Raw genomic sequence first — 21,413 nt, 5'->3', positions numbered from 1 at the left:
TTCTGTCAGAACTTGACTTCGACGCCGTCGATCTTTTCTACACGGAAATTCTTGGTCTCAATCTCTTTTCCCGTTTCAGATATCTTCAATCCCACTACCTCGATGCTGGCTCCAAATGCAAACATATAGGCACCCTTCGTGTCGACGCTCGTTCCCGCATGACTCGAACTGAAGCCGACGAGATCCGTGCTGATCCCCGTCATCGAAACGCTGCTCCCCTTGATCGAGAAATCCGTTCCATTCACTTCCGACCGCGCGTCGCCACTGGTGACCGTCACGGTATCGCCGACGTAGACGCCCTTCGTGTCGCCGAATGTCACGGACGCGGATGCGCCTTGCACGGTGTTCACCGACGCCGTCGCGGAAGGGCTCATGAGCACGCCGATGATGCCCTGCAGCGCCGCCCCTACGTTCGCGGCGAGCGTCTGGAACGCCCCCGTCAATTGCAGTTGACGCTGCTGCTTCAGCGGCTGGTATTGCCGCTGCTGTTGTTGCTGCTGTTGTTGCCGCTGTTGCTGCTGCAACGCGGGCCGCTGCCCCGAAGACCCGGCAGGCGCCGCGCCCCCTCGCCGCAGCACGTCGACCAGCCGATCCAGCGGCGACTTCGTGGACGACACCGGCGGCAATTCGAGCCCCACCAGCGTCAGGTGCTTGCGCCCGACCGCCGTCGTCGCATCCCTTTCCACCGACACGTCGTAATTGCGCTGCGCGTGCAGCTTGACCTGCTCTTCACCGGGCTTGTCCTCGAAGCGCAGCATGTTCGCCTGCTCGCCGCTGCCGGCGGGCGTGCGGCTCAGCATCCCGCTTTGCGTCGCATGGTCCGGCAGCGGCCACGGCGGCATGTGCAGCGCGTTGAACACCTGTCCGGTCACGATCGGTCGATCCGGATCGCCGTTTTCAAAATCGACGATGACCTCGGTGCCTACTCGCGGAATATGGATGCCGCCGAAGTTGCTGCCGGCCCACGGATACGACACCCGCACCCAGCACGACGAGTTCTGGTCACGCACCGGCGAGCGGTCCCAGTGGAACTTCAGCTTCACGCGCCCGTACTGGTCGGTCCAGATGTCCTGCCCTTGCGGCCCGGTCACGACCGCCGTCTGCGGGCCGCGCGTGCGCGGCCGCGGCACCGTGCGCGGCGGCCGGAACACCGTGGTCGCGGGCTGCACGACGAACGACGTGCCGATCCGGAATTCGCCCGGCCCGGTCGCGCCGACCGTTTCCACGGCTTCGAACGACGCGTCGAGCACCAGGTACTCCCGGTTCGCGTCGCCGTGCGGATAGCCCTCCAGCGTGAACGTCGTGCCGCACACCACGTCGCGCACGTTGCCGCCGCCCGACGCGCGCTCCCCCTGCGCGCGCACTTCCTCCATCCGCACCCGCGCGAAATGCTCGCCGTGCGCCGGGTCCGCATAGTCGCCCGGCCATTCGTAGCGTTCGAGCCCGTTGTGCGCGGTGTCCTGCGGCAGCGCGTTCTCGACGCCGAGCCGCGCGTTCGGCTTCTCGAAATCGAAGTCGTTCGTGGTCCAGCGGCCGGACTGGATGCGCTCCGTCATGTTGAACACGTCAACGTGCTCCATGTCGATCTTGTGCCCCGGCGGGTAGTACCGCAGCGTGCGGTACGCGGCGCTGTCGACCGGCTTGTGCGCGCCCAGGTGATCGACGAGCACCATCCGGTGCACCTTGTTCGAATGCTCGAAGAACCAGTAGATGCCGTGCTCCTGCATCAGCCGCTGGATGAACGCGAAATCCGTCTCGCCGTACTGCACCTGGTAGACGAGCTTCGGATACCGGCCGCTCAGCCGCTTGTCATAGGAATACGAATACGCGTTCAGCACGTCGTCGATGATCTCGTCGACGCTCTTGTTCTGGAAGATCCGGTAGTCCGAGCGCTGGTCGGCGAGGTAGATCCACGGCTGCATCGTCAGGCGGTAACGGCACTGCCGGTTCAACTGCCCTTCGAAGCTCGCGCCGGTCACGATGCCGCTGATCTCGCGCTTGCCCTGCCCGATATGGGCGGCGCCGGAGACGCCCGGCATCCCGGGCACGAACGAACCCATGCCGTCGAGCTGCACGGTCACGGTCAACTCCTTGCCGATCATCGCCTTCAGGTCGAGGTTGGCGGCCTGCTCTTCCGGCATCGTCAGGTCCGGCGGCGTCAGGCAGTCGAGCGTGTACGCGTAGATCTCCGACAGCGCTTCGTTGCCGTGGATCGCGCTCAATTGCAGCGCGGGTTCGCCGACGGGCGTCGTCGGCAGCGCGGGGCCGCCGACCATCACGGTGCGTGCGGCAGGAACGTTCGGCATGACGGAATCCCTCCAGAAACGGTATCAAGCTGTGAAGCGCGCCGAAGTGCGCGCGGCGTGTCCCGATGCTGTCACGGCGCGTCGCCGGCCCATAGCGACAGCAGCTCGGCCGGAATCGCATGCACCACTTCCGCATAGCGCTTCCCGACCAGATGCTCTGCACGCCTGAGCAGCACCGGAACCGGGCTGCTCGGCTCGTGCTGCTCGAACCACAGGCGCGCGTCGCGGATCAATTCGGCTGCGGCGATACGATCCGGCGGCGTCCCGCGCACGCCGGGGCGCACGGCATCCGCAACGCCTTCGGCGAGCGCCGGCCGCGCTTCGTCCGGCTGCGCGCCGCCGGCGTCCTGCATCGGCAGCGCGTCGTCAGGCGCCGCCTCCAGCGCCGCATCCGCCGCGCGCGCCTGCCGTCTCGCGACGAGCCGCAGCAGCGCATCGAGCGCCGACAGGTCGGGCGCATACGCGTCGAGGTGGTCGCGGCTCCAAGCGTCGATCGCGGCGACGCTCGCGAGCGCATCGTCGAAGCCCGCCAGCGCGGCCGGCTGCTGCGCGCGCAATTCGTCGAGCTGGCGCAGCACGGATTCCGGCGCCAGCGCATCGGCCGCGCGCGGCTGCGCGAACGCGCGTTCGACGTCGCGCATCTGCAGGCGGATCGCGGTCGACCGGGCCAGCGTGATCTCGCGCACGTCCGCGAGCAGGCCGTCAGGGTCGGTCAGCGCCTGCAGCGCGTTCATCCGGATTTCCAGCGCGGCGTCGCGATCGGCGTCGACGCCGGGCTGCGGGTGAATGCCGTCCGCAAACGCGGCCAGCCAGCCGGCGAGCAGCCCGGCGCCTTCCGCGAGGCCCGCCGCGCCGCCGAGCCGGGTGCGGCAGCGGGTGAACAGGATCGCGAGGCGCATGTCCTTGCTGCGCATCATCAGCCGCCGGCAGTCTCGCTCGATCTCGCTCCAGTTGAGCGGGTCCGGCGAACCGACGAAGGCGCCGTACTGGGCTTCCGCGCGCGGCGCGACCTTCGCCGCCAGCACGACGAACTCGGGATCGTATTCAAGGTCCGCGCCGCAAGGGGCCGCGGGATCGACCGGCGCCATCCAGTCGTGCGTGTTCGGCGTGCGCGCGGCGGCGAACTGGCCGGCGTGGGTTCGGTGGTGGCTCATCGTATGCATTCCTGCGCAGTGGAATCGTGCGGGCCGCCGTGTCGGACGAACTGGTCGACATAGCGCTCGGGCTCGAAACGCATGCCCGTCACGGGCTCGCCGGAGGGCGAACGCCCAAGCCATCCGGACCAGCCGAGCTGCTGCGGCCCGCCGATCACGGCCGGCGGCGCACCGTTCGGCCGGATGCGCAGCTCCAGCTCCCATTCGAATTCGTAGCCGACGAATGCCCGCACCCATTCGACGAGTCGCGGCAGGTCTTCGCCTTGCGGCGTGAAGCGCAGGTAATCGGCGATGTCGAGCGGCCCGACGACGAGGCGGAACTTGTGCTGACGGTCCGGCACGAGCTCGCCGAGCAGCGCGCCTTCGGCCATCGTCGACGCGCTGCCCGGCCTGCCCAGACGGCTGTGCTCGAGCGGGTCCACCGCGATCCAGTGCAGCACGTTCTCGTCGAGCGCGACCGGCACGCCGAAGTAGCGCTCGAGCGTCATGCGCAGGCCGTCCGGATTGCGCGCCTCGCGCACCAGGTGCGGCGACGCCGACAGCCGCGCATGCGCGGGCAGCAGGCGGCGGCCGATCTCGCCGGCGTCCTGGCCGGTGAGGCACGCGACGTAGAACGAGAACCGTTCGTCGCCGGGCCGGTCGAGGCCGGCCGCCGCCTGCGCCGATGCCCACGCGCGGTACAGCAGCGTCAGGTAGCGGTGGTGGAAGATGTCGAGGAAATTGCCGAGCGTCGGGTCACGGCGGCTTTCCTCGCGATCGCGCGCGATCTCCGTCACGTGGATCGGCAACGGCCCGTTCGGCCCAAGCATGCCGAGGCCGAACAGCCGCACCCGGATTCGCCCGCCCGCATCGCCGACGCTCGCGATCTCGCGCGGCGAGAACGCGAGGCTCGGCTGCTGGCCGAGCCGGAACGGCTCCGCCTGCGGGCGCTTCGCGGTGCCGACCGGATCGATGCGCGGGTCCGCGCCGATGCGCCGCAGCAGCGACAGGAAGCCGTAACGCCACGGCTCGGCCTGCAGGCACGCGCGCAACTGCGGCGACAGCGCGGCTTCAGGCACGGCGGGCACGGCAGGCACGTCGGTCTCGGGTGTCGCGCGCATCGTCATGCTCCTCCCCGCGCGCCCATGCGCACTGGCCAGCGGGCGATCCGGCCGCGTTGCATCGAGTGCAGCTCCGTCTGCGTGAAGACGTTGATCGACACGTGCCGCGCCAGATAGTGTTCGAGCACCACGCCGAACAGGTACGGGCTCACGCCGGAAAACCCCGGCTCGTCGACCGTCAGCGCGCATTCGATGCCGCGGCCGAACACGAGCGGCCCCGCGCCGGGCAGCTTGCGGGTCACCGGCCGCGTCTTCACGCCGATCAGGCTCTCGATCTGCCGGCGGTTGTCGGCCTCGTCGCCGGCCACGAACAGCCGCAGCAGGTCGCGCAGGCCCTGTCCGCCGGGCCGGTGGTCGAGTTCCTCGAGCGGCAGATAGTTGAAGTTCAACTGGCGGATCAGGCGCCACGCCAGCTCGCGCTCCGCGAACGGCGGCTTCGGCACGCTCGGCGCGCGGATCAGCCCGACGCTTTCGAGCGGCGCGGATTCGGCCACCGTCAGGTCGTTCACGCCGTCGCGCGGCACGAGCGTGGCGAGATCGCGGTTCGTCAACAGTGCCTCGACCGACAGGAAGCGGATGTTTTCGCCATACGGCGCTTCGTTCTGGTCGACGAGCGACACGAACATCTCGGTGCCGACGTATGGCGTGCGCGTCCCGTAGCGGCGCGCCGAATCCGATGCGAGCCGGCTTTCGCGGCGCGTCGAGAAATAGCGGCCGTGGTTGCCTTCATCGTTGTTCAGCGTCTGGTAGAGCGGCCGGAACTCGAGCTCGGCCGAAGTCGCCGCGACCTGCCCGTACATCGCCTCGACCGAATACACCTCGTAGTCGAGCGGGGTGAGTCGAGCCGGTACCAGATGGAATTCGGTCTGCCCGGACGACAGCTCGATGCGGTCCAGGTGGCGCGGAAACAGGTTGATCACCGGCGTGCAGAAGAGCGCGAAGCGCGACGCATCGACGAGATTGGCGAGCGGCCCGGGAGCCCGGTCGAGCAGGACGACGATCTCGACTTCCGGCCCGCTCACGCGGCGCAGGCCCGCCTCGAGCCCCGTCAGCGCGAAGAAATAGAACCGCGCCGGGCACGCGAAGTACTCGTGCAGCAGGTTGTGCCCGTGGAACTTCGACCACGTGAGCGGCAGCAGGCCCTGGTCGGCGCCGAGCCCTTCGTGGACGACCGCCTCGGCCGTCACCGCGGCAAGCGGCCGGCCCGGCGTCGCGAATTCGCCCGGCGCGCCGGTGATCGTCGCGATGCTGCCCGCATGCAGCAATTCGAACAGATGCGACGCGACCTGTTCGTCGCCTGCCAGATAGACCGGAAGCCGGTCGAGCCCATTCAGGTCGGCGATGCGGGCGTTGCCGGTCGTGCGCAGCCGCAGGCGCAGCGCGCCGCGCACCTGCGTGCCGGCCGGCACGTAGCGGTCGAGCGCCGGGATGTCGGGCGGAATCCCGGTCAGCCGCGCGTCGGCGATTTCCAGCGGATAGAGCACCACGTCCTGGCTGCTGCGGAACTGGCAGGCGGTCTTCTCGCCGGCCGGCACGCGCGCGGCGAACGCGGTGCCGCGCGCGATCCGGAAGCCGTCCGCGAGATTGCCTTCGGTGCGGCTCGGATACAGGCGCGCGACCGACATCGACGGCGTGGGCGCCACGTAGTTCGGATACAGCACTTCGAGCAGCCGTTCCGTGAAGCGTGGAAACTCCGCGTCGAGCTTGATCTGCATGCGCGCCGCCATGAAGCTGAACGATTCGATCAGGCGCTCGACGTAAGGGTCGGCCACTTCGCCGGCCTGCATGCCGAGTCGACGTGCGATCTTCGGATGCGCATGCGCGAACTCGGCGGCGAGCTCGCGCATGTAAATGAGTTCCTGGTTGTAGTAATCGAGCAGTCGCGGGTCCATTGGATAGCCTCGTTGGTCGGGTCGCGCGTCAACGCGCGCGCATGCCGGTAATGCTCACCTGGCTCGTTTCCAGGTCGAGCGCGCTCTGCACCATGAATTCGAGCGGATACGGATCCATGTGAATCAGGCCGCGCACTTCGAAGGCGAGCACGTTGGCGCGCTGGCCGGCCTCGATCTCCCGCGACGGCGCGACGACGAGCGTCTCCGGTATCAGCCGCGGCTCGAAGTCGAGAATCACGCGGCGGATCACCCGCTCGATCTCGGCCCATTTGCGCGACGCCATGAACGCGCCGGCGAGCGGCGGCATCCCGAAGTTGACGGTCGAGGCCGCCGCTTCGGGATAGCGCTCGCGGTCGATGTGCGAGTCGATGTTCATCGCGTTGAGCAGGAACGCGAGATCGCGCTGCACGATGTCGCGCATCTGCTTGCGCGTCACCGCGTACTCGCCCGGGGCCTCCGTCTGGCGGCGCGGCGCGTCGTCGCGCAGGCGGTCGAGCAGCGTCGGCAGCAGGTAGGCGTTCGCGCGGCGCGGCGGCGCGACGCCGTCGCTGCCCGGGCGCGCATCGGGGCCGCCGCGCGGCGCGCTCGTGCCGTTCTCGTGTGGGTTCATCGGCGCCTCCAGTGCATGCCGGTCGTCATCACGCGCCGCAGGCCGGGGCCGGCGGGCAGGCCGGCAGCGGGCTGTCGATCGCGAGCGTCTGGTGTTCCTGCCGCGTAAGCGCCGGCGGCAGGCCGCCCTGCCGGCGCGCGGCCGTCGCGTGGTACTCGGCCGGCGCGAACAGCCGCAGGATCTCCGGAACCGGCTCGGTGGCGGCCGGATCGGGTTCGTCGCCCGGCGTCAGCGGGCCGAACGCGTCGTCGAGCACGCGCGCGCCTGACAGCAGCCCGTCGATCGAGTCCGTCGCGTCGACGCCCTCGCGCGCGTCCGCCCGCAAGTCGGGCAGCGGCCGGTGCGCCGCCGTCATCTGCGCCGCCCAGCCGGCCGACAGCGACGCCTGCGGATTCTCGAGCGCGCCGCAGTATTGTTCGTACAACGAATGCATCAGGTCCCGGGCCGGGATGGGGCCGCCGGCCGCCGGCGCGTCCGCGATCGTGTCGTCGGCCTGGCGGGACGCGAGCGCATCCGCGGCGATCACCGCGTCGATCAGGTCGAGCACCGCGTCGGCGTCGCGCGGCATCGCGTCCGGCGAATCGGCAGGTCGCACGTCCAGCGCCGGCGCGTCGTCGGCGCCGGCGGCTTCCGCCCATGCATCGGCGCGATACGGCCGTGGCTCGGTGTAGTGCCAATCCGGCTCGATACGGCGAACCGTTTTAAATGCGCGCATGCCCGCCTCCTCATACGCAATCGATCAAGGATGATTATTTCAATCCAGCGCTCGCATATTTATCGATTCGAATTCTTAAAATATGCACTCGAACAATTCAATCGACCAAAAATCCCGATTCGGCAATTTTCAATATTTAACAATCTGACGCATCGCTTCCCGAAACCTATCGATTAATTTAACGGAGTTTTGCAAATCCGCCACGCGAATCCGCCGCTTCATGTTCCGAAACAGTCGAGCCGGACGTTGCACATTTCATGTTGCCCCGCTGCCGCGCCCGGCTGGCCTTCCCTTGCACCGTGCTCAACCGCGAGCCGGGGTTCCTGAAAGCAGATCATATCGATTGAATTTCGCATGCGTCGCCGTCGCGAATGAAAATGAGACATATAAACGTGCCGCGCGAGACAAATCGCCCGACACCCATTTTCATGAAACCGCGCCTTATTCAAGAAAAACTCAAATGAGACACGCAGGCGCATCATGCGAGACAAATTGCTTGTCACCCTTATTTAAGACGATTGATTTCGCATTCAGTCGGCAGATAGCATGTGTCAACGGATTCACGCAGCACATCGCATCACCCGCATATTCCGGCGACAAGGAAAATCCGGAATCAACCCACGCAAGGATCTGCTCATGGCGATTTCGCGTCTGGCGCTGTTCGGCAAGCTGGGGGGGACGCTCTTCAAGGGCGTCGAATCGGCGACGGCATTCTGCAAGCTGCGCGGCAACCCCTACGTCGAGCTGGTTCACTGGCTGCACCAGTTGCTGCAGCAGACCGACTCGGACCTGCACCGCATCGTCCGGCATGCCGGCATCGACCGCGACGCGCTGGATCGCGACGTGGCCCGGGCGCTCGCGGCGTTGCCGGCCGGCGCGAGCTCGATCAGCGACCTGTCGCATCACATCGAAGCGGCGATCGAACGCGCGTGGGTGCTCGCGACGCTGCGCTTCGGCGACCGGCGCATCCGCGGCGGGTGGCTCGTCGCGGCGCTCGTGAGCACGCCGGACCTGCGGCGCGTGCTGCTGTCCATTTCGCCGTCATTCGACAGGATTCCTCTGGATCAGATCGACGCGCTGCTGCCCGCGTGGATCGAAGGATCGCCGGAAGCGTCCGACGCGCCGCACGACAACAGCGATTTCGCCGCCGCGGCGCCCGGCGAGGCGTCCCAGGCGATGCCGGCCGCCGCGAAAGGCTCCGCGCTCGAACAGTACTGCACCGACCTGACCGCCCGCGCGCGCGACGGCGAGATCGACCCGGTGATCGGCCGCGAACTCGAAATCCGCACCATGATCGACGTGCTGCTGCGTCGGCGACAGAACAATCCGCTGGTTACCGGCGAGGCTGGCGTCGGCAAGACGGCCGTGGTGGAAGGGCTCGCGCTCGCGATCGCGCAGGGCGACGTGCCGCCCAGGCTCGCCGACGTGCGGCTGATGAGCCTCGACGTCGGCGCGCTGCTCGCCGGCGCGAGCATGAAGGGGGAATTCGAGGCTCGCCTGAAGGGCGTGCTCGAGGCCGCGGCAAGATCGGCGGCGCCCATCATCCTGTTCGTCGACGAAATCCATACGCTGATCGGCGCGGGCGGGCAAGCCGGCACCGGCGATGCCGCCAACCTCCTGAAACCGGCGCTCGCACGCGGCAAGATCCGCATGATCGGCGCGACGACCTGGGCCGAATACAAGCGACATATCGAGAAGGACCCGGCGCTGACCCGCCGCTTCCAGGTGCTGCAGGTGCCGGAGCCGGAAGAGCCCGCCGCGATCCACATGGTGCGCGGCGTCGCGCAGACGTTCTCGCGGCATCACGGCGTCGTCGTTCGCGATGAAGCGATCCGTGCCGCAGTGACGCTGTCGCAGCGTTACATTCCGTCCCGTCAGTTGCCCGACAAGGCGATCAGCCTGCTCGACACCGCGTGCGCGCGGGTAGCGCTGTCGCAGCAGGCCGCGCCGCGCGAGCTGCAGGACGTCCGCCAGCGCCTGCAGGCCGCGCACGCCGAACTCGCGCTGCTCGCGCAGGAAGCGCGCATCGGCCTCGCGGCCGACCACGCGCTCGCCGCCGCCCGCGAGCGGATCGCCGCGCTGTCGGCCGAGGAGGCGGCGGTCGAGACGCGCTGGAACGCGCAGGCCGACGCCGCGCAGGCGCTGCTCGCCGCGCGCGAGGCGGCGCTGTCCGACGCGCCCGAGCAACCGGCCGATGCAGGTGACGCCGCGTTAGCCGTGTCGACCGATGCGCTGCGCGAACTCGAGCGCGCGCTCGCCGAGGCGCAGGGCGATGCGCCGCTCGTGTTCCCGGAAGTGAACGAGGCGATCGTAGCGGAGATCGTCGCCGACTGGACCGGCATCCCGGTCGGTCGCATGGTCACCGACGAGATCGCGGCGGTGCGCGCGCTGCCCGCCACGCTCGGCGCGCGCGTGATCGGCCAGCCTGATGCGCTGCACCTGATCGGCGAGCGCGTGCAGACTGCGCGGTCGGGCCTGACCGATCCGAAGAAGCCGCTGGGCGTGTTCCTGCTTGCCGGCCCGTCCGGAGTAGGCAAGACCGAGACCGCGCTGGCGCTCGCCGAGGCGCTATACGGAGGGGAACAGAACCTGATCACGCTCAACATGAGCGAGTATCAGGAAGCGCACACGGTGTCGGGTCTGAAAGGCGCGCCGCCCGGCTATGTCGGCTACGGCGAGGGCGGCGTGCTGACCGAAGCGGTGCGCCGTCGTCCCTATGCGGTCGTGTTGCTCGACGAGATCGAGAAGGCGCATCGCGACGTGCACGAAATGTTCTTCCAGGTGTTCGACAAGGGCTACATGGAGGACGGCGACGGCCGCCATATCGATTTCCGCAATACCACCATCCTGCTGACGAGCAACGTCGGCGCCGACCTGAGCGCGAGCCTGTGCGCCGACCCCGCGCGCGCGCCGGACGCCGCGCGCCTGCGCGATGCGCTCGCGCCCGAGCTCCTGAAGGTGTTCCCCGCCGCGTTCCTCGGGCGCGTCACCGTCGTCCCTTACCGGCCGCTCGAACCCGCCGCGCTCGCCAGCATCGTTCGCCTGCATCTGGACCGCGTCGTGCAACGCATGGCGGACAGCCACCGGATCGCGCTTGCCTACGACGACACGGTCGTGAACTACATCGTCGGCCGTTGCCTGGTTCAGGAGACCGGTGCGCGCGTGCTCATCGGATTCATCGAACAGCACGTGCTGCCGCGCCTTTCCGCGCTCTGGCTCGACGCGTACGGCGCGCAGGATGCGCTCGCGCGCATCGACGTCGGCGTCACGGACCCGGCCGCGCCGGCCGCGGACGCGCTCGCGTTCCGCGCCGGCCGCGCAGGCGATGCAGTTGACGCCGCGTCCGCGGCGGCGCCGCTTTTCGTCCGGCAGGTCGACTGATCCTGCCCCCTTCCCTCGTTGATGGAGCCACGCATGTCCACATCCAGCAGCTCTCAGAAGTTCATCGCGCGCAATCGTGCGCCGCGCGTGCAGATCGAATACGACGTCGAAGTGTATGGCTCGGAGAAGAAGGTCGAACTGCCGTTCGTGATGGGCGTGCTTGCCGACCTGTCCGGCAAGCCCGTGACGCCGCTGCCGGCCGTGGCCGACCGGCGCTTCCTCGATATCGATATCGACAACTTCGACGAGCGCATGAAGGCGATCCGGCCGCGCGTCGCGTTCGGCGTCGACAACACGCTGACCGGCGACGGGAAGCTGATGGTCGACATGACCTTCGAAAGCATGGAGGACTTTTCTCCGGCCGCGATCGCCGACAAGGTGGAGCCGCTGCGGCAGCTGCTCGAGGCGCGCACCCAGCTCGCGAATCTGCAGACGTACATGGACGGCAAGTCGGGCGCGGAGGCGCTCGTCACCCAGTTGCTGCAGGACCCCGGGCTGCTGCGCTCGCTCGCGGCCGCCCCGAAGCCCCAGGCCGCGAGCGAAGCGGATGCGGCCGACGCCGCCGGCCGCGAAGACAACGCCCTCTGACCGGCCGAACGGCGCAACCCGGAGAAACGCATCATGAAAAAAACACACACGCAAGCGGCCGTCGCCGAATACGAATCGCAGTCCGACTTCGCGCAACTGCTCACGCACGAGTTCCGGCCGAAGACCGAGCAGGCCCGCGAGGCCGTCGAGTTCGCGGTCCGCACGCTCGCGGAGCAGGCGCTCGTGCAGTCGATCACGATCAGCGACGACGCGTACAAGAGCATCGCGGCCATCATCGCGCAGATCGACCACAAGCTTTCCGAGCAGATCAACCTGATCCTGCATCACGACGACTACCAGGCGCTCGAATCCGCGTGGCGCGGCCTGAACCACCTCGTGTCGAACACCGAGACGGACGAGCACCTGAAGATCCGCGTGATGGACGTCTCGAAGACCGAGCTGCATCGCACGATGCGTCGCTACAAGGGGCTGGCGTGGGACCAGAGCCCGCTCTTCAAGCAGATCTACGAGCAGGAATACGGCCAGCTCGGCGGCGAGCCGTACGGGTGCATCGTGGCCGACTACTACTTCGACCATACGCCGCCGGACGTCGACCTGCTCGGCTCGATCGCGAAGGTGGCGGCGGCCGCGCACACGCCGTTCATTTCAGGCGCGTCGCCTTCAGTACTGCAGATGGAGTCGTGGCAGGAGCTGGCCAACCCGCGCGATCTGACGAAGATCTTTACGCAGAACCTCGAATACACCGCGTGGAATTCGCTGCGCAATACCGAGGACGCGCGCTACGTCGGCCTTGCGATGCCGCGCTTCCTCGCGCGCCTGCCGTATGGCGCGAAGACCAATCCGGTCGACGAGTTCGATTTCGAGGAAGACACGAACGGCGCCGACCACCGCCACTACGCGTGGGCCAACGCGGCATACGCGATGGGTGTCAACATCAACCGCTCGTTCAAGCAATACGGCTGGTGCTCGCTGATCCGCGGCGTCGAATCCGGCGGCACGGTCGAGAACCTGCCGTGCCATACGTTCCCGACGGACGACGGCGGGATCGACATGAAGTGCCCCACCGAGATCGCGATTTCGGATCGTCGCGAGGCCGAACTGTCGAAGAACGGTTTCATCCCGCTCGTGCATCGCAAGAACACCGATCACGCGACCTTCATCGGCGCCCAGTCGCTGCAGAAGCCGGCCGAGTATCACGACGCCGACGCAACCGCCAACGCGAACCTGTCGGCGCGCCTGCCGTACCTGTTCGCCTGCTCGCGCTTCGCGCACTACCTGAAGTGCATCGTGCGCGACAAGATCGGCGCGTTCAAGGAGCGCGAGGCCATGCAGCGCTGGCTCAACGAATGGATCATGCACTACGTCGACGCCGATCCCGCGAACTCGTCGCAGGACACGAAGGCACGCCGGCCGCTGGCGGCGGCCGAGGTGCTCGTCGAGGACGTGGAAGGCAATCCCGGCTACTACCAGGCGAAGTTCTTCCTGCGCCCGCACTTCCAGCTCGAAGGGCTGACCGTTTCGCTGCGGCTCGTGACGAAGCTGCCGTCGATCAAGGAAGCCGCCTGAGCCCATGCAGGCCGGCGTCCCCACCGCCGGCCGGAATCACGGCCCCGCCGCATCCGGCGCCCCGTGAGACCGGCCGTTTTTACCTTCACCTGAGAGAGCAAGCACATGGCACAGGACATTTTTCTGAAGATCGACGGCATCAACGGCGAATCGCTCGACGACAAGCACAAGGACGAGATCGAGATCCTGAACTGGGACTGGGAAATCCTGCAGGAATCGTCGATGCATTCGGGGAGCGGCGGCGGCGCGGGGAAGGCGACCGTCAGGGATCTCACGTTCGAACACAACATCGATCGCGCGAGCCCGAACCTGATGAAGTACGCGCTGACGGGCAAGCACATCGACCAAGCCGTGCTGGTGATGCGCAAGGCCGGCGGCAACCCGCTCGAGTATCTGAAGCTCACGATGAGCGACGTGATCGTCACGCGCGTGAAGCCGTCGGGCAGCCGCACCGACACCGAACGCAGCCGCGAGACGGTGTCGCTGTCGTTCTCGAAGGTCAAGCAGGAGTATGTCGTGCAGAACGCGCAGGGCGGTAGCGGCGGCGCCGTCACGGCGAGCTTCGACATCAAGGGCAACAAGGAAGCCTGAGCGGCGGCCCCGCGGCCCCGGCGGAGCGTCGACGACGCCCGCCGGGCCGCGCCCGCCTTCGACCGACCTCCCCCGGCACCGTGCACCCGAATGCGCCCGATCACTCCCGTTACCGCCGCTACCGCCGTGGCCTGCGCGCTGCTGTTCGCCGCGTGCGCGAGCGGCACGCCGAAGCCGAAGGAACCGCTGCTGCTCGACCTGGCCGTGAACGCGGCGCCCACGGTCAACCCGGACGACCGCAACCGCGCGGCGCCGATCGTGGTGCGCCTCTACGAGCTGAAGACCGACGGCGCGTTCAACGCCGCCGACTTCTTCACGCTGCAGGACCGCGACAAGACCGTGCTGGCCGACGATCTCGTCGCGCGCGAGCAGTTCCTGCTGCGCCCGGGCGAGCACCGCGCGATCAAGCGCAAGGCCGATCCCGCGACGACCGCGCTCGGCGTGGTCGCGGCCTATCGCGACCTGCCGAACGCGGTGTGGCGGTCGGTCTACCCGCTGCCGGCCGCGCACGACGCGGCGTGGTATCGCGTGTGGTCGTCGAAGCTGAAGCTGACCATCGATCTCGACAGCAACGCGGTCAAGATCACCGAACCCGCCAAATGACACTGACACGAACGTCGGAAAGAAACCATGAGCTGGCATAACAAGGTCGTCTGGAGCGAGGGGCTGTTCATGCGCCCGCAGCTGTTCCAGCAGCAGGAGCGCTACCTCGAACACTATGCGCACAAGCGGGCGGCGCCGCTGTCGCCGTTTTTCTTCGGCTTCAGCCATTACAGCCTCGACACCGAGGCGCCCGCGCTCGGCAAGATCGTCGTGAAATCGGCGAGCGGCGTGTTCGCCGACGGCACACCGTTCGATGCGCCCGGCAGCACGCCGCCGCCCGCGCCGCTCACGATCCGCCCCGAGCACCTCGACCAGCTGATCTACCTGGCCGTGCCGATCCGCGTGCCGAACGGCGAGGAGACCGCGTTCGAGCATGCCGCGGACTCGCTCGCGCGCTACGTCGTGTTCGACACCGACCTGCGCGACACGAACTCGATCGGCCAGGGGCCGAAGACGGTCCAGCTGTCGAACCTGCGGCTGCGCCTGGTGCCCGAGAAGGAATTGACGGACGCGTGGATCGGCCTCGCGCTGACGCGCGTGAAGACGATCCGCGCCGACGCGAGCATCGAGCTCGACGACACTCTGGTGCCGCCGGTGGTCGGCTACGGCGCGAGCGACCTGCTCGCGAGCTGGCTCGCGAAGCTCCACGACTTGACGCGGCTGCGCGCGAACGCGCTCGCCGAGCGCCTGACCGGCGCGGACGGCAAGCCCGGCACGACCGCCGAAGTGTCCGACTACCTGCTGCTGCAGATCCTGAACCGGTACGAGCCGTTGCTGCAGCACATGCTGCGCGTGCCGACCACGTCGCCCGCCGACCTGTATGCGCTGTTCGTCAGCATGGCGGGCGAGCTGTCGACCTACGTGCGCACCGACACGCGCCGCCCGCTCGACTCGCATCCGCCGTACCAGCACGTCGCGCCGCATCTTTGCCTGAAGCCGGTGGTCGACGACACGCATCGGCTGCTCAACGCCGTGCTGGTGCGAAGTGCGCAGAGCATCGCGCTCGCCGACCAGGGCCACGGGATGCGCAACGCCGTCGTCGACCCGGCCGACATGCAGGGCTTCAGCGCGGTCGTGCTCGCGGTGCACGCGCAGATGCCGCCCGACCTGCTACAGCAGCAGTTCGCCGCGCAGGCGAAGGCCGGGCCGTCCGAGCGCCTGCCGGACCTGGTGCGCAGCCACCTGTCCGGCATCGCGCTGCAGGCGCTCCCGGTGCCGCCGCGGCAGATTCCGTTTAACGCGGGCTACGTCTACTACGAGCTCGCGCGCACCGGGCCGCTGTGGGAGGAAGTCGCGCGGCACGGCGGGCTCGCGCTGCACGTCGCGGGCGAGTTTCCGGCGCTGAAGCTGGAGCTGTGGGGCATTCGCGGCTAGCCGCGTAGTGCACGAGCGGACGGCCGTTCCGCATGGTCCGTCATCCTGACGAATCGAACCAATCGGGGGAAAGCCAGTGACCTCAGAAGCCGTGTACCGTCCGGAGCCGTCCGGTCCGGAAACGCGTGGCGCTGCCACCATGACGCCCACGCCGCTCGCACCGCGCGGCGCCGCGCCCGTGCCGCCGGCGGAGCCGCCCGCCGCCCGCCTCGCCGCGATCCAGGCCGCCCGCAACCCGCTGCTGGAAGCGAGCCGGCCGCTGTTGCGGGCGCTGGCCGACATGCCCGACCAGCTCGACCGCGAAGGCATCCGCCAACTGCGGCTGCTGCTCGAACAGGAAGTGCGGCTGTTCCAGCGCTTCTGCGAGCAGGCGAACCTGCGCCGCGATCACGTGCTCGGCGCGCGCTACTGCCTGTGCACCGCGCTCGACGAGGCCGCGATGCAGACCGCGTGGGCGCGCTCCGGCGACGGGAGCCTCGGCGCATGGATCAGCGAAGGGCTCGCGACCACCTTCCACGAGGACCGCCAGGGCGGCGACAAGGTGTACCTGCTGATCGGGCGGCTGATGAACGCGCCGCAGGAGCACCTCGACCTGCTCGAAGTCATCTACCGGGTGCTGAGCCTCGGCTTCGAGGGCCGCTACCGCTACGAAGCCGACGGCCAGCGCAAGCACGAGGCCGTGCGCCAGCGGCTCCACAACGAGCTCGCGGCGCAGCACGGGCCGGTGTCCGTCGCGCTGTCGCCGCACTGGCAATCCGGCGCGCGCGGCAGGCGCCTGTCGATCCACGATTTCCCCGTGTGGATCACGGCCACCGCGCTGTCGGTGCTGCTGCTCGGCGCGTTCGGCTACTTCAAGTACGCGCTGCTGACTCGCGGCGAGGAAGTCGAGAAGCAGATCGCCGCGATCGGCCGCATGACGCCGCCGCCGCCCCCGGCCGCGCCCGCGCTGCGTCTTGCCGCGCTGCTCAGGAACGAGATCGCCGCCGGCACCGTCAGCGTCGACGAAGACGCTCGCCGCAGCGCCGTCACGTTCCGCGGCGACGCGATGTTCCGGCCGGGCAAGGCGGCAGTGAACGCATCGAGCGGGCCGCTGATCGCGAAGATCGCCGCCGAGATCGCCAGGGTGCCGGGCAAGGTGACGGTGCTCGGCTACACCGACAACGCCCCGGCCAGGGGCAGCGCGTTCCCGTCGAACGAAGCGCTGTCCGACGCGCGCGCGACGCAGGTGATGCAGATGCTGCAGGCCGCCGGCGTGCCGGCGAACCGGCTCGCGGCGCTCGGCAAGGGCGCGGCGAACCCGATCGGCGACAACCGCACCGCGCAGGGGCGCGCACAGAACCGCCGCGTCGAAATCACCGTCGCGCCCTAACTGCCACTCGACTACCGACATGAACAAGGTCCTGTCGTTTCTGGCTTCGCGCCAGTTCCTCGCGTTCGCCGCGCTCGCCGTCGTCGCGCTGGTGATCTGGTTCGTCGGTCCGTTTTTCGCATTCGGCGGGCTCAAGCCGCTCGCCGGGGCTGGCATGCGCGTCGTCGTGATCGCGCTGCTGCTGGCCGGTGTGCTGCTCTGGCTCGTGGGATGGTCGATCAGCATCGTGTTTGTCGCGCTGCTGTGCCTGCTGATCTGGCATGCGTCGCCGCTGCTCGCGTTCGGGCCCGCCACGCCGTTCGCGCCGGAATCCGCGCGGGTGATCGCGATCGCGGTCGTGCTCGCGCTGTTCGTCGTCTACCTCGCGTTCCTGCTGCTGCGCAAGATGCGCAGCGACCCGGACTTCCTCAAGCACCTCGTCGAGTTCGGCAGCCGCAGCGAGGCGTCGCCCGCCGCCGGCCGGCTGGTGCGCGTGAACGCTGCAGTTGCCGGCGCGCTCGCGCGCCTGAAATCGATGCGCACCGGCGCACGCGGCCTCGGCAAGCTGTTCCAGGGCAAGCGCTATTTGTACGAGTTGCCCTGGTACATCACACTCGGCTCGGCGGCGTCCGGCAAGACCAGCGCGCTGCTCAACGCCGGCCTGTCGTTTCCGGTGGCGTCGCAGATGCAGCGCGCGGCAGGCATGCCCGCGCACCATGACGGCGCCGTCGACTGGTGGCTGACGAACGACGCGGTGCTGATCGACACGGCCGGCCATTACACGCGGCACGGCACGTCGCGGCATGCGCTGCCGCCGCGCCCGGCCGCGCCGTCGACCGCGCCGTCGACCGATCCATCGGCCGCGCAGCGGGACGCGGCCGGGGCCGCAGGCCACGCCGACGCCACCCGTCACGATGCGCAGGCTGCGGCCCGGGATCGCGCCACCGCGTCGGCCGGCACCGGCGGCGCGCAGGAAGACGACCGCGCATGGCGGCAGACCGTCGACGAGGCCGAGTGGCTCGGCTTCCTGCGCGTGCTGCGCAAGCATCGCCCTCGCGCGCCGATCAACGGCGCGCTGCTCGCCGTCGACGTCGCCGAGCTGGCCGGCGCCGACGAGCATGCACGCGACGCCGAAGCCGCCGCGTTGCGCGCGCGGCTCGCCGATCTGCGCACGGAGCTCGGCATCCGCTTCCCCGTCTATCTCGTGATCACGAAGATGGACCAGCTGCCCGGCTTCAGCGAGTACTTCAGCTCACTGACCACGGAAGGCCGCGCGCAGACCTGGGGCTTCACGCTCCCGTACGGCACGGAGACCCTGGCGACCGACGGGTTCCGCGCACGCTGCGCGGCCGAGCTGGACGCGCTGGCCGCGCGGCTCGCCGCCGGCGTCAATGCGCGCTTGCTGGAGGAGCACGATACGCTCAGACGTCGCCGGCTCGCCGCGTTCGCCGAGGAATTCCTCGTGCTGATGCGCTCGCTCGACGCGTTGATCGACCACGTGTTCGTCGATTCCCGCTACGACGACACGCAGCGCCACGCGACGCTGCGCGGCGTGTACTTCACGAGCGCCGCGCAGACCGGCGACGAGATCGTGGTTGAGCGGCGCACCGTGGTGCAGCGTCTCGCGGCCGTCATCGGACGCGTGCCGGCCACGGCCGCGCCCGCGCACGAAAGCAACCAGGGCTTCTTCCTCCACGACCTGCTCACGAAGATCGTGTTTCCGGACATGCATCTCGTGTCCCCCAACCTGCGCTGGGAGTACCGCTTCCGCACGCTGCGCCTGACCGGCCACGCGCTCGCGCTGCTGCTGTTCGCGTGGCTGGCGATCGGCCTGCGCGTCAGCATGGGCAACAACAGCGACTATCTCGACGCGATCGCGCGCAAGACCGCCGCGCTCGGCGCCCGGGTCGGACAGCTGTACAAGGCGCCGAAGCCCGAGGCCGTGCCCGACGTGCTGACCGACGCGCGCTACCTGCCGACCTTCCCCGGCCTCGACCTGTCGGACCCGTCGGGCGGCTGGCGCTTCGGCCTGTACACGCCGCCCGGCGTCGTCGCGGAAAGCCGCCGCACCTACGATGCGCTCGAAGACAACCTGCTGCTGCCGCAGCTCGTCAAGCGCATCGAGGCCGTGCTCGCGCAGGCGATCGCGAACCGCGACCCGAAGGCCGCCTACGATGCGCTTCGCGTGTACCTGATGCTGTACGACAAGACGCGCTTCAATGCCGCGCAGGTCGAGACGTGGGTGCTCGACGACTGGGCCCGCACCGACAGCGCGGCGGTGTTCGGCGGCCGCGCGTCGATGGTTTCCCACGTCGGGCAGCTCTTCTCCGGGGAGCGTGTCGTGCAGTCTCCGCTGATTCGCAATGACGCTCTGGTACAGCAGGCACGTGCCTTTCTTGACGGCAGCAATGCCACCGACCGCCTTTACCAGCGCGCGAAGGCGGCAATGCTCAAGGAAGCACCCGATGAGTTTACGTTGCTGCGCGCGGTTGGCCCGCAGGCCGGCACGGTGTTCACGCGTGCGAGCGACGCACCGTTGTCGCGCGGCGTGTCGGGTCTTTTCACGTTCGATGGCTATCGGAATCTGTTCGACAAGCGGCTGCCTGAGTTCGTTCAGATCGCGCGCGACGACGACGCATGGGTGATGGGGCGCTCGTACTTGGGCGAGGCTCAAAAAAAAACGGCGTCGCTCGCGCGTGACGTGACCGGCGCGGACGATCCGCTCACCGAAGCGATCCGCCGCCAGTACCTGATGGAGTACGCGCAGCAGTGGGACGATTTTCTCGGCGACATCCGCACCGTGACCGGCACGAGCCTCGGGTTCAACCTGAAGGTGCTGCGCAGCTTTGCCGCGCCCGATTCACCGCTTGCGCGCCTTGCGCGCGCGGCGGTCCGCGAAACCACCCTCGCCCAGCCGATCGCGGCGGCGGACCCGTCGTTCCTGCAACGGGCGACCGACTCGCTCGGCCAGAAGGCGGAGAAAGCGGACAAGGCGCTCGGCATCCGCGCCGAGGAGCGCGTCGAGCGCGAGCTCGTCGACAGTCATTTCGCGGCGCTGCGCGAAATCGTGACGGGCAGCGCGGACACGCAGGCGGGCGCGCCGCCCGCCGCCGCGCCTGCGGCCCGGACCGGCCTCGACGGCGTGACGAGCCTGCTGAACGACTACTACACCGCGCTGACCGTGGCCGACGACGCGCCGCTGTCGAACAACAGCATGCCGCCCGCCAACGACGCCGCGGCGAAGCTGAAGATGGCCGCGAACACGATGCCCGCGCCGGTTCGCGCGGTGCTGCTGGAACTGTCCGCGCAGGGCTCGCGCGAGGTGAACCGCGGCATCGGCCAGCTGCTGTCGCGGCAGCTTGCAGCGACCGTCGGCGACGCGTGCCGGCTCACGATCGAAGGCAATTACCCGTTCGTCGCGACGAGCAGGCGCGACGTCGGCATCGACGATTTCACCCGGATGTTCGCGCAAGGTGGCGTGATCGACGACTTCTTCACGAAAACGCTTGCTCCGTTTGTCGATACTGCCGCGAAGCCGTGGCGCTACAGGACGTTGCCGGGCGCGACCGAACCCGTTCAAGGGCCGGACCTGGAGCCATTCGAGCATGCGAAGGCGATCCGCGAGATCTTCTTCGGCGACCCGGGCCGCAGGCAGCTCGCGTGGAAGGCCGACCTCCGGGTGCCCGAGCTGGACCCGTCGATCACGGGCCTGATGATCGACGTCGACGGGCAGACGACGCTCTACCAGCACGGCCCCGTCGCGCCTTTCACGGTGACATGGCCGGGGCCGCGTGGTGGCGTCCACGCGGAGATCACCGCGCAGCCGCGCATCCGGCCCGACACGTCGACGGTGTCGACCGACGGCCCGTGGGCGCTGCTGCGCCTGCTGCAGAAGGGGCAGGTGATCGAGACGGCGACGCCCGGGCGCACGCGCGTCGCGCTCGACTTCGACGGCCGCAAGGCCGTGCTCGACATCACGAGTGCGGGAAGTGTCGCGAACCCGCTGACCAGCAACGTGCTGCAGACGTTTCATTGTCCGGGGTCGATGCCGACGTTCAGCCTGACGGACACGGGGCCGCCGCCGGGGTTGCCGCCGGGGAGCCCGGGCGGCAATTCCGGTCAGGACGGCGGGCAGCGGCGGGTTCGAGACCGGATCTGACCATACCTGCCGTGGACCGTGCGTGCGACGGGGCCCCGTTGATTCCGATGCGTCATCTACGCAGG

The 21,413-nt window shown here is 68.7% G+C and carries 14 protein-coding genes; 8 read left to right on the top strand and 6 right to left on the bottom strand.

The genetic code is table 11. From position 1 onward, the window contains the following. Positions 1–5: 5 nt before the first annotated feature. The 6 genes from WT26_RS00510 to WT26_RS00485 form a co-directional block, all read right to left on the bottom strand. Positions 6–2,306: a type VI secretion system Vgr family protein gene (locus tag WT26_RS00510; RefSeq protein ID WP_069271970.1), complete on the bottom strand. Its 2,301-nt coding sequence runs from the start codon at positions 2,304–2,306 to the stop codon at positions 6–8. Between the two features lie 71 nt (positions 2,307–2,377). Next, positions 2,378–3,394 (bottom strand): ImpA family type VI secretion system protein, encoded by a 1,017-nt coding sequence (locus WT26_RS00505; protein ID WP_196774766.1) that lies wholly within the window; start codon positions 3,392–3,394, stop codon positions 2,378–2,380. Between the two features lie 62 nt (positions 3,395–3,456). Then, on the bottom strand, positions 3,457–4,560 hold the full coding sequence (gene tssG, locus WT26_RS00500; RefSeq protein WP_069272161.1) for a type VI secretion system baseplate subunit TssG: 1,104 nt from the start codon (positions 4,558–4,560) through the stop codon (positions 3,457–3,459). A 2-nt stretch (positions 4,561–4,562) separates the two neighbouring features. After that, positions 4,563–6,452, bottom strand: a complete 1,890-nt coding sequence (tssF, locus tag WT26_RS00495; RefSeq protein WP_069271968.1) for a type VI secretion system baseplate subunit TssF — start codon at positions 6,450–6,452, stop codon at positions 4,563–4,565. 28 nt (positions 6,453–6,480) lie between these two features. Next, complete coding sequence (tssE, locus tag WT26_RS00490; RefSeq protein WP_069271967.1) at positions 6,481–7,062, bottom strand: type VI secretion system baseplate subunit TssE; 582 nt, start codon at positions 7,060–7,062, stop codon at positions 6,481–6,483. Positions 7,063–7,090: 28 nt separating this feature from the next. Then, positions 7,091–7,777 (bottom strand): TagK domain-containing protein, encoded by a 687-nt coding sequence (locus WT26_RS00485; protein WP_080485590.1) that lies wholly within the window; start codon positions 7,775–7,777, stop codon positions 7,091–7,093. A gap of 636 nt (positions 7,778–8,413) precedes the next feature. On the opposite strand from WT26_RS00485, the gene tssH reads away from it, so the two are divergent. The 8 genes from tssH to tssM all read left to right on the top strand — a co-directional run bounded on the left by tssH (position 8,414) and on the right by tssM (position 21,348). Then, the gene (tssH, locus tag WT26_RS00480; protein WP_069271966.1) at positions 8,414–11,158 is read left to right on the top strand and encodes a type VI secretion system ATPase TssH; all 2,745 of its coding nucleotides are present in this window, start codon (positions 8,414–8,416) and stop codon (positions 11,156–11,158) included. A gap of 33 nt (positions 11,159–11,191) precedes the next feature. Continuing rightward, positions 11,192–11,746 carry a type VI secretion system contractile sheath small subunit gene (gene tssB / locus WT26_RS00475; protein WP_069271965.1) on the top strand — a complete coding sequence of 185 codons (555 nt, stop codon included), beginning with the start codon at positions 11,192–11,194 and terminating at the stop codon, positions 11,744–11,746. A gap of 33 nt (positions 11,747–11,779) precedes the next feature. Beyond that, positions 11,780–13,273, top strand: coding sequence for a type VI secretion system contractile sheath large subunit (gene tssC, locus WT26_RS00470; RefSeq protein ID WP_069271964.1), 1,494 nt, complete (start codon positions 11,780–11,782; stop codon positions 13,271–13,273). Positions 13,274–13,378: 105 nt separating this feature from the next. Beyond that, positions 13,379–13,864 carry an Hcp family type VI secretion system effector gene (locus WT26_RS00465; protein ID WP_069271963.1) on the top strand — a complete coding sequence of 162 codons (486 nt, stop codon included), beginning with the start codon at positions 13,379–13,381 and terminating at the stop codon, positions 13,862–13,864. A gap of 90 nt (positions 13,865–13,954) precedes the next feature. Continuing rightward, positions 13,955–14,467 (top strand): type VI secretion system lipoprotein TssJ, encoded by a 513-nt coding sequence (tssJ, locus tag WT26_RS00460; protein WP_069271962.1) that lies wholly within the window; start codon positions 13,955–13,957, stop codon positions 14,465–14,467. A gap of 27 nt (positions 14,468–14,494) precedes the next feature. Then, positions 14,495–15,841 (top strand): type VI secretion system baseplate subunit TssK, encoded by a 1,347-nt coding sequence (gene tssK / locus WT26_RS00455; protein ID WP_069271961.1) that lies wholly within the window; start codon positions 14,495–14,497, stop codon positions 15,839–15,841. 139 nt (positions 15,842–15,980) lie between these two features. Beyond that, positions 15,981–17,210, top strand: a complete 1,230-nt coding sequence (gene tssL, locus WT26_RS00450) for a type VI secretion system protein TssL, long form (RefSeq protein ID WP_069271960.1) — start codon at positions 15,981–15,983, stop codon at positions 17,208–17,210. A 19-nt stretch (positions 17,211–17,229) separates the two neighbouring features. After that, positions 17,230–21,348: a type VI secretion system membrane subunit TssM gene (tssM, locus tag WT26_RS00445; RefSeq protein WP_069271959.1), complete on the top strand. Its 4,119-nt coding sequence runs from the start codon at positions 17,230–17,232 to the stop codon at positions 21,346–21,348. Positions 21,349–21,413 lie beyond the last annotated feature (65 nt).

This window comes from Burkholderia cepacia (genome assembly GCF_001718835.1).
Lineage (GTDB): Bacteria > Pseudomonadota > Gammaproteobacteria > Burkholderiales > Burkholderiaceae > Burkholderia > Burkholderia cepacia_F.
The sequence above is the reverse complement of the archived record's forward strand: the minus strand, read 5'-3'. Positions and strand labels throughout refer to the sequence as shown.

Coding starts and splice junctions, on each gene's coding strand:
- WT26_RS00510 (WP_069271970.1), bottom strand. CDS start 2,306: ATGCCGAACGTTCCTGCCGCACGCACCGTGATGGTCGGCGGCCCCGCG.
- WT26_RS00505 (WP_196774766.1), bottom strand. CDS start 3,394: ATGGCGCCGGTCGATCCCGCGGCCCCTTGCGGCGCGGACCTTGAATAC.
- tssG (WP_069272161.1), bottom strand. CDS start 4,560: ATGCGCGCGACACCCGAGACCGACGTGCCTGCCGTGCCCGCCGTGCCT.
- tssF (WP_069271968.1), bottom strand. CDS start 6,452: ATGGACCCGCGACTGCTCGATTACTACAACCAGGAACTCATTTACATG.
- tssE (WP_069271967.1), bottom strand. CDS start 7,062: ATGAACCCACACGAGAACGGCACGAGCGCGCCGCGCGGCGGCCCCGAT.
- WT26_RS00485 (WP_080485590.1), bottom strand. CDS start 7,777: ATGCGCGCATTTAAAACGGTTCGCCGTATCGAGCCGGATTGGCACTAC.
- tssH (WP_069271966.1), top strand. CDS start 8,414: ATGGCGATTTCGCGTCTGGCGCTGTTCGGCAAGCTGGGGGGGACGCTC.
- tssB (WP_069271965.1), top strand. CDS start 11,192: ATGTCCACATCCAGCAGCTCTCAGAAGTTCATCGCGCGCAATCGTGCG.
- tssC (WP_069271964.1), top strand. CDS start 11,780: ATGAAAAAAACACACACGCAAGCGGCCGTCGCCGAATACGAATCGCAG.
- WT26_RS00465 (WP_069271963.1), top strand. CDS start 13,379: ATGGCACAGGACATTTTTCTGAAGATCGACGGCATCAACGGCGAATCG.
- tssJ (WP_069271962.1), top strand. CDS start 13,955: ATGCGCCCGATCACTCCCGTTACCGCCGCTACCGCCGTGGCCTGCGCG.
- tssK (WP_069271961.1), top strand. CDS start 14,495: ATGAGCTGGCATAACAAGGTCGTCTGGAGCGAGGGGCTGTTCATGCGC.
- tssL (WP_069271960.1), top strand. CDS start 15,981: ATGACGCCCACGCCGCTCGCACCGCGCGGCGCCGCGCCCGTGCCGCCG.
- tssM (WP_069271959.1), top strand. CDS start 17,230: ATGAACAAGGTCCTGTCGTTTCTGGCTTCGCGCCAGTTCCTCGCGTTC.